This is a genomic window from Taishania pollutisoli, assembly GCF_014518315.1.
In the GTDB taxonomy this organism is placed as follows: Bacteria; Bacteroidota; Bacteroidia; order Flavobacteriales_D; family Crocinitomicaceae; genus Taishania; species Taishania pollutisoli.
This window is the reverse complement of record NZ_JACVEL010000001.1, coordinates 173088-185104: the sequence shown is the minus strand read 5'-3', so window position 1 is coordinate 185104 and position 12017 is coordinate 173088. Positions and strand designations below refer to the sequence as shown.

General features: G+C 41.4%; 12 protein-coding genes. 7 read left to right on the top strand and 5 right to left on the bottom strand.

The features are described from left to right. Positions 1 to 68: 68 nt before the first annotated feature. Both H9Y05_RS00745 and H9Y05_RS00740 read right to left on the bottom strand, forming a co-directional pair. Positions 69 to 890: a universal stress protein gene (locus tag H9Y05_RS00745; protein WP_163492248.1), complete on the bottom strand. Its 822-nt coding sequence runs from the start codon at positions 888 to 890 to the stop codon at positions 69 to 71. Positions 891 to 994: 104 nt separating this feature from the next. Then, a complete protein-coding gene (locus H9Y05_RS00740) occupies positions 995 to 1885 on the bottom strand; it encodes a DMT family transporter (protein ID WP_163492247.1) in 891 nt (296 codons plus the stop codon). Positions 1886 to 2001: 116 nt separating this feature from the next. Between H9Y05_RS00740 and H9Y05_RS00735 the strand changes: the two genes are divergently transcribed. From H9Y05_RS00735 to H9Y05_RS00715, 5 genes are all read left to right on the top strand, one after another. After that, positions 2002 to 3159 carry a hypothetical protein gene (locus H9Y05_RS00735; protein ID WP_163492246.1) on the top strand — a complete coding sequence of 386 codons (1158 nt, stop codon included), beginning with the start codon at positions 2002 to 2004 and terminating at the stop codon, positions 3157 to 3159. Between the two features lie 158 nt (positions 3160 to 3317). Further along, positions 3318 to 6080: a 2-oxoglutarate dehydrogenase E1 component gene (locus H9Y05_RS00730; protein ID WP_235992061.1), complete on the top strand. Its 2763-nt coding sequence runs from the start codon at positions 3318 to 3320 to the stop codon at positions 6078 to 6080. A gap of 25 nt (positions 6081 to 6105) precedes the next feature. Continuing rightward, positions 6106 to 7371, top strand: coding sequence for a 2-oxoglutarate dehydrogenase complex dihydrolipoyllysine-residue succinyltransferase (gene odhB, locus H9Y05_RS00725; protein ID WP_216713233.1), 1266 nt, complete (start codon positions 6106 to 6108; stop codon positions 7369 to 7371). Between the two features lie 214 nt (positions 7372 to 7585). Then, positions 7586 to 8158 carry a zeta toxin family protein gene (locus H9Y05_RS00720; RefSeq protein WP_163492243.1) on the top strand — a complete coding sequence of 191 codons (573 nt, stop codon included), beginning with the start codon at positions 7586 to 7588 and terminating at the stop codon, positions 8156 to 8158. Further along, complete coding sequence (locus H9Y05_RS00715; RefSeq protein WP_163492242.1) at positions 8155 to 8307, top strand: hypothetical protein; 153 nt, start codon at positions 8155 to 8157, stop codon at positions 8305 to 8307. Before H9Y05_RS00720 ends, H9Y05_RS00715 begins: the two co-directional genes overlap by 4 nt. An 82-nt stretch (positions 8308 to 8389) precedes the next feature. Here the strand turns inward: H9Y05_RS00715 and thiD are convergent, their stop codons facing one another. From thiD to thiM, 3 genes are read right to left on the bottom strand one after another with little or no spacing between them, the layout of a single operon-like run. Continuing rightward, positions 8390 to 9226 carry a bifunctional hydroxymethylpyrimidine kinase/phosphomethylpyrimidine kinase gene (gene thiD / locus H9Y05_RS00710; RefSeq protein WP_163492241.1) on the bottom strand — a complete coding sequence of 279 codons (837 nt, stop codon included), beginning with the start codon at positions 9224 to 9226 and terminating at the stop codon, positions 8390 to 8392. Further along, positions 9204 to 9848 carry a thiamine phosphate synthase gene (thiE, locus tag H9Y05_RS00705; RefSeq protein ID WP_216713232.1) on the bottom strand — a complete coding sequence of 215 codons (645 nt, stop codon included), beginning with the start codon at positions 9846 to 9848 and terminating at the stop codon, positions 9204 to 9206. The genes thiD and thiE overlap by 23 nt, the downstream gene beginning before the upstream one ends. Beyond that, complete coding sequence (gene thiM / locus H9Y05_RS00700) at positions 9841 to 10641, bottom strand: hydroxyethylthiazole kinase (RefSeq protein ID WP_205729593.1); 801 nt, start codon at positions 10639 to 10641, stop codon at positions 9841 to 9843. The genes thiE and thiM overlap by 8 nt, the downstream gene beginning before the upstream one ends. 259 nt (positions 10642 to 10900) lie before the next feature. Here thiM and H9Y05_RS00695 point away from each other — a divergent pair, with 259 nt between their 5' ends. Beyond that, entirely contained in the window at positions 10901 to 11596 is a 696-nt protein-coding gene (locus tag H9Y05_RS00695) for a bactofilin family protein (protein WP_216713231.1), read from the top strand. Positions 11597 to 11755: 159 nt separating this feature from the next. Further along, the gene (locus H9Y05_RS00690; protein WP_163492237.1) at positions 11756 to 11959 is read left to right on the top strand and encodes a hypothetical protein; all 204 of its coding nucleotides are present in this window, start codon (positions 11756 to 11758) and stop codon (positions 11957 to 11959) included. Positions 11960 to 12017: the final 58 nt, after the last annotated feature.

Sequence of the window (12017 nt, the reverse complement as noted above, 5' to 3'; positions counted from 1 at the left end):
TACGAGGGCGAATATAACAAAAAAAAGCGCATCTGTGTGCGCTTTCCTGTTTGAATATGTTTAACCCCTTAACCGTTAAAGTCAACAGCTAACGAAGAAATTCCTTCAATCGGGTTCATGATCAATGTCGGGATCTGAGCCTCATTGTTTAACAATGCCACCTCGTGATTTGCAGTCAACACACCAAGTAAGTTGTTTTTATTCAGGTTCATAAATGCAATCAGGTCTCCGCCTACTGCTACCGCATGTTTCACAATTTCATTATCAAAGTTATGACTTGGAGCTACGGTTGTTGTTACATCAATTCCGCGCTCACTGAAGAATTTGCTTGCAAAAAGAATGTTTGCTTTTACCTGTTTTTTCAAAAATTCGTCTGACTCATCCGGAGTTATTACGTGTACCCGTGACTTGAAATATGTTGCAATCTCAGCAACGACAGCCAGTTTTTGCTTGGTTTCTTTATTGAGATCCAGTGGGACGATAATGTCGTCGTACCCGGAATCTTTCGGACTTTTTTCCTGTACAATAATAAACGGTACGGAAGAACTGTTAATTACTTTCAATGCATTACTTCCCGTGATGTGTTGCCATCCCTGAATGCCGTGTGTTCCCATGAAAATCAATTCAGCATGTTTCTCCGCCGCAAAATCTCCGATGTCTTCAAAAATACTTCCGATCCGAACATTCGGAATCAGCTTCACAGAAGAATCAAATTTTGCTAAGACATTGGTTAGCTGTTGTTCAGCTTCTTTTAAATCTTTTCCTTTTGCGACTACATGAAGCACATTGATTTCAGCGTTTACATGTTTTGCGGTAGCGATAGCGTGTTCCAATGCAGTGTCTGCAACATTTGAAAAATCATGGGGAACGATGAAGTTTTTTGTTTTCATAGAAGAATATTCTGGTTTATAGTTTCATTTTCGGTGTAATATTAGTAAAAAAACACATTCTACAAGCACATTACACAGAAAAAACACACTGCAAGATAAACAAATTATCTCACTTTCTGACTGTATTTTGCTTTAATGACGGAATTGGCAATAACAACCAGTATGATCAACAGTGAGCCAACATAGAAATTAGGACCTAAAACCTTGTATTCTTGTAATAACACGATGGCTAACAGAATGGTGTAAACCGGCTCCAGGTTGATGCTCAGGGAAACGGTAAAGGCCCCCAATCGCTTTACGACATCAATCATCAATACAAACGCCAGACTGGTGCAAACAATTCCCAGGAAAAGCAGCCACCAGAAGTCCGATTGTGTCATGCTGACAGATTCCCAGGTGAGTTGCCCACTGGTATACATAATTACAGTTAGAAATGCAATTCCGGTGAGCATTTCATAGAATGTAATTTGTGGGGAGGGGATCGTTTTTGCCAGTTTTGCATTGGATACTGAGAAAAGTGCAGCAAGAAAAGCTGCCGTTAATCCATAGGCGAGTGCTTCATATTCATTGGCACTAAAGTCAGATGAAACAAAATAGATTCCATAGATGACGATAAGTCCCAATAAGAATTCAATCCAGGAAAATTTGCGCTTCATGATGAGTGGTTCTAACCAGGTGACATGTAACGTTGTGGTAGAAAGGCACAAAATTCCAAGTGATGCAGTCGATAAATCAATAGCTTTGTAGAAAGTGACCCAATGAAGACTGGTAATAACACCTACCAGGATCAGTTTCCAGATGTCCTTGGGGCGCTGTAAGCGAAACGAAACCTTGAATATCGGGAGTAAAAACAACAATCCGAAGGAAGCAATAATGACCCTGTACCAGACAATTACTTCCGGAGAAAGATCGATCAGTTTTCCCAGAATTCCGGTGAATCCCCAAACAAAGATGATGACGTGCATCAGGATGTGATATCGGTATTTTGTCATCATATTCAGCTGGATTTTCAGGATGCAAAGCTAATGAAAAGTTGCCGTTCGCCCTATAAAATTCATGGAGGATTGTTACTTTTTTCAGTGTGCACATTATCTGGTTAAATCACGGACCTATGCATTCATTTGTTGCTCTCTTATTATTGGTCGTTTTGCCACTGGTTGTTACCGGTCAAAAACGAACGGTGGAAACTATTTTAAACCAACAGGAAGTTAAAAAGAAAAGGTACCGGCTGGATGCAGGTTACCTGGATGCGATTGTGATCAATATGTCCTTCGGAGAAGCGGCGGTTGTCTCCATGATGGACAAGGCGAATTTAAAAGAAGCGACCGTTTTTCAGGTGGATATTGTTTATACGGATTATCCGAAAGGAGTGGACTTGAACAACCTGAATAAACAACGTATTCTAAAGGCACTTGAAGCAAGAAAAGACCTGGTGATTGATAGAAATGTAGCCTGGAAATTGATCCGGCAAATGGATTGTGGAAGTGAAGCAGAAGCAAAAACATTGTTTCACGGTGTTGTGATTCACTATAAAAAAGGTCAAACAGAAAAAGTACGGGAAACAGATCAGGTATTTTATGACTCAATTTTACCTAAAAGCGATTCTGTTCCGGCTAAAGCAGAGCAATTGAAGCAATTCAGGGATACGACTGTTACAGCAGTGTTCAGAAGGAACAAGCAATGGAAAAACGCAACTGTTGTTGCTGATGTGACCGGAAGTATGTCTCCCTATATCAGTCAGCTCGCACTCTGGTTTCTCTATAAACTGAATCACAAGGAAGTGACAAACCTGGTTTTGTTCAATGACGGGGATAATTTGAAAAATGAACTGAAAGTGCCCGGAAAGACAGGCGGTATTTATACAAAATCAACCGATAACTACCGCGATTTCGTGGAGCTGTTGCAACTGACAACTTCTATGGGGTTCGGAGGGGATATGCAGGAAAATGCAGTGGAGGCGATCCTGAAGGCTCAGGAATTGTATCCGGATTCAAAAGAAATAATTTTTATCGCGGACAATTATGCCCCGATACGGGATGCCGGACTCATTTCCAATGTAAAAAAACCGGTTCGGGTAGTGTTGTGTGGTACACACCTGTTTGCAAATTCACAGTACCTGAACCTGGCCAGGAAAACAGGAGGCTCTGTTCATTCGATGGAACAGGATCTGATTGATTTGTCCAAATTAGTAGAAGGGAAGGTGTTTACCTTTAACCGGCAGATGTACATCATTAAAAACGGGGAGATCATCCCCTATGAACGAACGTAAGTGAAACCAAAAATAAACCGGGAGGTCGGAGAAATCCGGCCTTTTTTGTTTTTTACGTAATTAATTAACGAAAAAGAAGAAGTTGGTATTGAATTATAACATTTTGGTGGAAATCTTCAAAATATTTATCCTTTTTTATAAGACTCCAATCGATTAATATGTCTAACTTTGTCGTTCCAAAAAATGCGCACATAGACATGGATAAGATTTCATACGTTGGGAATGCAGATGTAAATGCAATTGATCATCTGTACAAAATGTATCAACAAGACCCTGAAAGTGTTGATATAGGTTGGAAACGATTCTTTGAAGGATTTGAATTTTCCAAGACTAACTACGATTCAGACAACGAAGTTCCAGAAAATTTTCAAAAAGAACTAAAGGTATTAAACCTCATTAACGGTTACCGTACACGCGGGCATTTGTTTACACGGACAAATCCTGTACGCGAACGCCGTAATCACCAACCGACACTTGATTTGGTTAACTTCGGGTTGGAGGAAAGCGACCTGGATACCGTTTTTAAAGCGGGTGAAGAAATCGGACTCGGAGCAGCTACGCTGAGAGCAATCATTGATCATTTGAAGAAAACCTATTGTCAGTCAATCGGGATTGAATTCATGTACATGCGCGAACCGCACATGATCAAATGGATGTTGAATGCCATTGAACTTACAAACCGTCCGACATATACAAAAGAACAAAAAGTTGAGATCTATAAAAAACTGGTGCAGGCTTCCGGTTTCGAGAATTTCTTAGGAAAGAAGTTTGTCGGTCAGAAGCGTTTTTCCGTGGAAGGATTGGAATCATTGATTCCCGCATTGGATGTGTTGATCAAAAAAGGGACAGATCTGGGGGTTCAACATTTCGTTATGGGAATGGCGCACCGCGGACGTTTGAATACATTGGCGAATATTTTCGAAAAACGTCCGAAAGATATTTTTGCAGAGTTTGAAGGAAAAGAATTTGACTTCAACGAAGAATTTGACGGAGACGTAAAATACCATCAGGGATATACATCTTTTGTAGAGAGAAACGGGAAAAAAGTGAACCTGACACTTTCGCCGAATCCATCGCATCTGGAAGCAGTAAACCCGGTTGTTGAAGGAATTTCAAGAGCAAAACTGGATGAAAAATATGCTGGCGACCTGAGAAAGGTATGTCCGGTATTGATTCACGGGGATGCGGCAATTGCAGGACAAGGAGTTGTTTATGAAACAATTCAGATGGCTGCATTGGACGGATACAAAACAGGTGGAACCATCCACATTGTAACAAATAACCAGGTTGGATTTACAACCAATTACCTGGACGGGCGTTCATCCACGTACTGTACAGATGTTGCCAAAACAACACTTTCTCCTGTATTCCATGTGAATGCAGATGATGTGGAAGCTGTTATACAGGCAATTGAAATCGCTGTGGCATACCGTCAGGAATTTGAGTCGGATATTTTCATTGACTTGTTGGGATACCGTAAATACGGACACAATGAAGGAGACGAACCGAAATTTACACAACCGAATTTGTACAACATCATTGCGAAGCATAAAAATCCAAGTGAATTGTACCTGGATCGTTTGATGCCGGAAGGAATCATTACAAAAGAAGATGCCGATAAGCTGATCGCCGGATACCAGGAGTTTCTGGATGCGGAATACGATGAGTCTGCGAAGCAGACCAAAGCAACGGTGTTCGATTTCATGAAAGACGAATGGGAAGGCTTAGGGCGTGCGAGACGCGAAGATTTTGAATCTTCTCCCGAAACAGGAGTCGCAAAGAAAAAATTGTTGGAATTGGGTCGTAAACTGGCGACACTTCCGGAAGGAAAAAAATATTTCAGAAAGATCCAGAAAATCTTCAATGACCGATTGGAGGCAATTGAATCAGATCAGTTGGACTGGGGAAGCGCGGAAATGTTGGCGTATGCTACATTGCTGGATGAAGGACACCCGGTGCGTGTTTCCGGGCAGGATGTAGAGCGTGGAACATTCTCCCACCGTCATGCTGTTGTAAAAACAGAAGACAATGAGGAAGAAGTGATCACATTGAATTTATTGAACGAGCAACAAGCGCCATTTTACATTTACAACTCATTCCTTTCTGAATATGCAGTCTTAGGATTTGAATACGGATATTCGATGGCAACTCCGAATGCACTGACGATCTGGGAAGCGCAGTTCGGTGACTTCTTCAACGGAGCACAGATTATGGTCGACCAGTTTATTACTGCCGGAGAAGACAAGTGGTCAACACAAAGCGGATTGGTGATGTTGTTGCCACACGGATACGAAGGACAAGGAGCTGAACACTCTTCAGGTCGCATGGAGCGTTTCCTGCAGCAAGCAGCAGATTTGAACATCCAGGTGGTGAATACATCCACTCCTGCGAATCATTTCCACTTATTGCGCAGACAATTGAAACGTTCGTTCAGAAAACCGTTGGTGGTGTTTTCTCCGAAAATGTTGTTGCGTTACCCAAGCGCTGTTTCTTCACTGGATGAAATGGCAAAAGGAAGCTTCCAGGAAGTCATTGACGATCCGAATGCAAAAGCAGCCAACATTGATACGGTTGTATTGTGTTCCGGTAAATTCTATTACGAAGCATCTGAAAAAGCTGCTGAAATGGGAGTAGACAACATGGCGTTTGTCCGTGTAGAACAATTATACCCGTTCCCGGAAAAACAAATTGATGCGGTATTGAAAAAGTACAAAAACAACAAACGCATCGTTTGGGCACAAGAAGAACCTGAAAACATGGGAGCATGGCAATACATGTCAATGCGCATGCGCGATAAGAACCTGATCGGTGTTACACGACCACCGTCAGCTGCAGCAGCAGAAGGTTCAAAAGAATTACATTTAAAACGATTGGCTGGATTGTGGAAGAACTTGTTTCAGTTCGCATCCGTTAAAGCATAATACAAATTAATAAAAACCAAGGACAATGTCAGTATTAGAAATGAAAGTACCAAGCCCGGGAGAATCGATTTCCGAAGTGGAAATTGCTCAGTGGCTGGTGTCAGATGGTGATTATGTAGAAAAAGATCAGGCAATTGCGGAAGTAGATTCTGATAAAGCAACATTAGAGTTGCCTGCGGAAGCAAGTGGAGTAATAACATTAAAAGCTGCGGATGGTGATGTGGTAAAAGTTGGACAAGTTGTATGTCTGATTGACACATCTGCTGAACGTCCTGCAGGGTCTGTGGCTCCGGTAGCAGTAGAAGAGAAAAAAGCGGAAGCTCCTGTTGCAGTTCCCGTACAGGAAACAAAGAAAGAAGTAGTTCCGAACCCGGATCCTGTTGCAAAAAATTATGCAACGGGAACAGCATCTCCGGCAGCAGCTAAAATTGCAGCAGAGAATGGTGTCAATACATCAAGAATCAACGGAACGGGAAAAGATGGTCGTGTAACAAAGCAGGATGTACTGGCAGCGATGGCAGGAGGTTTTGCAGCTGATTCTGTACAAGGTTGGGGTGGAACACGTGATCAAAGCCGTGAGAAAATGTCCATGTTGCGTCGTAAGATTGCAGAACGTCTGGTTTCCGTGAAAAATGAAACGGCGATGTTGACGACGTTCAACGAAGTAGATATGAAACCGATCATGGACTTGCGAAACAAGTACAAAGATCGCTTTGCAAAGCACCACGAAGTGAATTTGGGATTCATGTCCTTCTTTACAAAAGCAGTAACAGAAGCATTGAACTTGTTCCCTGCGGTAAATGCACAGATCGATGGAAACGAAATGGTATTTCACAACTATGCGGATATCGGTATTGCGGTATCTTCACCGAAAGGATTGATGGTACCTGTTGTGCGCAACGCAGAACAAATGACATTGGCGGAGATCGAATCTGAAATCAAACGTCTGGCGGTAAAAGCACGTGACGGGAAGATTACTCCGGATGATATGGCAGGTGGGACATTTACCATTACCAACGGTGGAGTATTCGGTTCCATGATGTCTACACCGATCATCAACCCGCCGCAATCTGCCATTCTGGGAATGCACAACATTGTTGAGCGTCCGGTTGCCATTGACGGGAAAGTGGAAATCCACCCGATGATGTATTTAGCGTTGTCTTACGACCACCGTATCATTGACGGAAAGGAATCGGTAGGTTTCCTTGTAAAAGTAAAAGAAATGATTGAGAATCCGGAGCGAATGATTTTCGGAGGAAAAGATCCATACGAAGTATTGCTGGGATTGTAATTCAATTATTCAGGATAATGGAAAAGCGACGGGGAACTGTCGCTTTTTTTGTTGATTGATGTTTTTCAGGATGGGTGTTGTCTTCTCCTTTTGGAGGGAATGAAGGAGAAAAGAACAAATAAACCTGCAGGTAGTGGGAGGTAGACAGAGAAGTTCATACGCTTTCTGACTTCCTCTTAGAAAAGCTTACTTAATATTTCCTATTTTTGTGGATGTGTCAGACAAAAAGTTATATATTATTTCCGGATGTAACGGAGCGGGTAAAACAACTGCTTCATTTACGATCTTGCCTGAAATTTTAGAGTGTAAGGAGTTTGTCAATGCGGATGAAATTGCCAAAGGACTGTCTCCTTTTCAACCAGAAAAAGTAGCAATAGAAGCAGGAAGGATCATGCTGAACAGAATCAATGAACTGTTTGCTGACCATGAAAATTTCGCATTTGAAACAACCCTTTCAACAAGGAGTTACCGGAATAAAATAACGGAAGCCCGAAAGAACGGGTACGACGTAACACTCTTGTTTTTCTGGCTCCAATCAGTTGAATTGGCAAAAGAACGCGTAAAAACGAGGGTTTCTGAAGGCGGACACAACATTCAACCGGAAGTAATTGAACGGAGGTACCTGAAAGGGATCAGAAATCTTTTCAACATATATTTGCCTATCGTTGATAATAGTTATATCTTTGATAACTCGGAAGGAGTGCATGAGTTGATTGCCGAAAAGGAATTTGGAGAATTGATCATCGCTAATGACGAGAAGTTTAATTTGCTTAAAAGTTATTTATGACGAAAATTGAGCGGCAAAAAGAAGAGAAAGGAAAGATCCTGAAAGGATTGGAAAAAGTTTACGAAAAACTGTTGGAATTTAAAAAGCAGAAAAACAGTGAATTGGTTGTCCTGAAAAATAACCAGATCGTACGAATCAAACCAGAATAAGTTTATTGGTGAAAATAGTGTGAAAGCGACGGGTTTTTATCTCGTCGCTTTTTTGTTTTCAAAAGGAAATAATGCAGATCCATCAGACAGTTTTCAGAATTAGTTTTTTAGGATCAAAAAAGTGATTCAATGGCCCGTTTCCTTTTCCGATGATGAGATCTTTGCTCGTTTCAATGGCTTGTTGAATGTAGGCTTGTGCTTGTTTAACACTCTCACTGAGCGAATATCCCTGTGCCAGGTAACTGGCAATTGCCGAAGAGAGGGTACAACCCGACCCGTGGGTGTTTTTAGATGCAATGCGCTGCGATTTGAACTGCTCTGTCGGTTGATTGCTTCGTACCAGGAAAGAAGTCAGTTCTTCCTGCTGCAGATGACCGCCCTTTACCAGTACAGCCTGCGTTCCCATTTCTACAATCTGTTTCCCGGCTTCCTCCATTTGTTCAACGGTACTGATCTTTTTATTGACCAACACGCTTACTTCATCCAAATTGGGAGTGATCAATGTGGCCAATGGGAATAAATGAGTTTTACAGGCATCAATCGTTTCATCTTTGATCAGTTGATGTCCGCTGGTGGAAATCATCACCGGATCAAAAACAACCGGACCGGTATAATTTCTCAGATGTTTCGCAATGATTTCGACCAATTCAACGCTGTGAACCATTCCGATCTTAATTGCATCCGGATAAATGTCGTCCATAATGGATGTAATCTGTTGATCAATTGCTATTCCCGGAATTTCAAAAATAGTTTGTACGCCCTGTGTGTTCTGAACAGGTAAGGCTGTCAGTACATTGGTCGCATAACAACCCAGTGAAGAAATCGTTTTGGTATCAGCCTGGATTCCTGCTCCGCCACTTCCGTCAAACCCGGCGATGCTCAATACTGAAATGGTTTTATACTGTTTGTTGTGTGTCATGAATAATCTGTTTTAATTGATATGCCGCTTCAAGCGGTGCTTTACTTCCGCAGATGGCTGAAACGACTGCTAAACTGTCTGCTCCCGCTTCGAGTACGGCTTTTGCATTGTGCGAATGAATGCCTCCGATGGCAATCAGTGGAATGGAAGTCTGTTCTTTCAATTGTCGGATACCGTTTAACCCCCATTCAGTAATGGTATTTGTCTTTGTCGGGGTTGAAAATACAGGACTTACCCCCAGATGATGCACAAATTTCAACTCGTTACTGTCCAATTGTTCAATCACTTCCAGTGACCAGCCGATATGCACAGGATGACCTGGTAATTGAGTGATTTCAGAAGGTCGCATATCCGATCTTCCGACATGAATTCCCCAGGACTGAACCTCCATTGCAACATCAACAGCGTCGTTAATAATTAGCGGAATGTTGTGTGCATCCGTTAGTTCTTTTAACTGCTTTGCCTTTCGCAGATACGCGTCAAATGAACAATTTTTTTCTCTCAGTTGCACGATGTCTACCCCTCCTTTTATTGCTTGTTCCGCTACTTCCAGCCAATGTAAATGGGTGCAATCTTTTTCTGAAAGCACCAGGTACAATGGGTATGGAAAGGCATTATTCATATTTAGACATTCTGATGTGCTTTAAAATGGTTGTTTCATCCAGATTGAACAAGATGTCGTACAATTCCATTTGCAAGCTTCCCGGTCCTTTTGCTTGCTTGAATGCCAGTTCTCCTGCCAGGCTGAACAAAGTTACTCCACTTACAGCTTCCGTAAACGGATCACTGTTTAACCCGAGAAAACCACCGATTACAGCACTAGAAGAACATCCTAATCCCGTTACTTTGGTCATCATGGGATGACCGTTTTTCACCGCAATAATCAACGGTTCAGTTACAATATAATCCACTTCACCCGAAATGCACACGATTGATCCGGTTGCAGCTGTTAATGCCTTGGCTGCATCCAGTGCCTGATCACTTGTATTGGTGCTGTCGACACCTTTTCCACTGTTCATTGAAAATTGATGCAATGCCATAATTTCAGATGCATTTCCTCTTATGACAGTCGGACGGTAAGCAATTAATTGTTCCAGTGTCTCATTTCTGAATACCGATAATCCTGCTCCTACAGGATCCAGGACCCACGGTTTTTGTAATTCCTGTGCTTTTCGTGCCGCTTTTAACATGCTTTCCGCCCAGTAGTCATCCACGGTTCCTACATTGATGACCAGTGAACTGGCAACTTCTACTCCCGCTTCCACTTCCTTGTGTCCGTGTACCATCATCGGAGAAGCTCCGATTGCCAACAGTGCGTTGGCGGTAGTATTCATCACTACGAAATTGGTAATGTTGTGCACCAATGGATTTTTCGCTCGTAAGTCATGTAATGACCGGATGATTTTTTGTTCCATTCTCAATTATCTGTGTTTGTATTAAACAAATGTAAGTGAGATTTAACAAAATTGCTACGTTTTTTGTGAATCATTGTCAGGCTGACAACTGTTGTATTCGACCTGTTGGTTCCGAGTAATTTATCAATGAATTGTTTTTTTAGGACGTTTATCTCTGAAAAAGCAATTGCAGTTCTGCTTTTTTGAGTAAATTTAGCGGTGTTTGGTAAGAGACCTTCGTCTCTGAACATAATACAGCTAACAATTAAATCGTAGAAAAATGAGACTACTTAACACGAAGAGTGTTCTAAAACAGGAAATTACTCCCGAAGAAATTAAAGCATTAATAACAACTTTTCCTCTCAAAGATCCCGGAATTGTACATGCCCATCTGGATGGGATTGCCTATTTTGAAGAAGATACAATCGTGTGTGAAGGCGACCTTATCATTGAAGGGAATTTTGACATGTATGAAAGTGGAATTTGCAATCTGATTGTCACCGGAGATTTGATTGTCAATGGAACACTCGAACATTTTGATGACCCTTCAACACTGATACTTGTCGGAAACAACCTGAAAGTAGAAAATCTGATCACTGCAGGAACGCTGATTGTCTGTGGAAACGTTGAAATTGAAAATGCATTGATCGGAGACTACAATGATTACAGTGCAACGATTTACGGAAATGTACAGGCAGCATTCTTTTACCCGGAGGAGCACTTCTTTGAAATTCAAGGTGAAATCCGTTTTGATCGTGCGTATGGAAATACCTGGCGGGTAAATAACAAAGAAAATAACATTCAATTTATGAGTAATTTTGAAGCATATAAAGTTCTTCAGGAAGACCTTTTGAGCGAGTGTCAGCCAGTAGAAATTATCAATGAATTGTCTGAAAAAGATATATTCTTTGAACGAATCAATACACAAAATTTATACAAGCGATTACGAGCAAAACAATCGATATTTAAAAACTAATACATGAAACTGGTAATGATCATTGATGAAAATTTAACGGTGAAAAATGAAATTGACTGGAATGAATGGGGGGCGGGTCATTCATTCATGTAACTGGGGATGTAAGAGTCACTAACTTGTTTTGGGCAGGTTGTCCGGAAATGATCGTTATTAGGAAACGTGGAAGCCCGGAATGCAATTGTCGAATTTCAGGGAGATAACGGAGGGAGTTTGATGGTGTTTGGAAAGGCTGCGGCGCAATTAATCTATTGTACAACCTACTTCAAGATGGAATTTCCGGGGCACCCAAATGCATATATCATTGCTGAAGGACATGATTTTATGTTTGATGTTGATCTGGATGAATTGATGTTTATGAAGTAAAGGATTATTTGAGGCTGAGGCAGGGAAAGAATTTTTTTAATAACAAATGCGTGTTTTT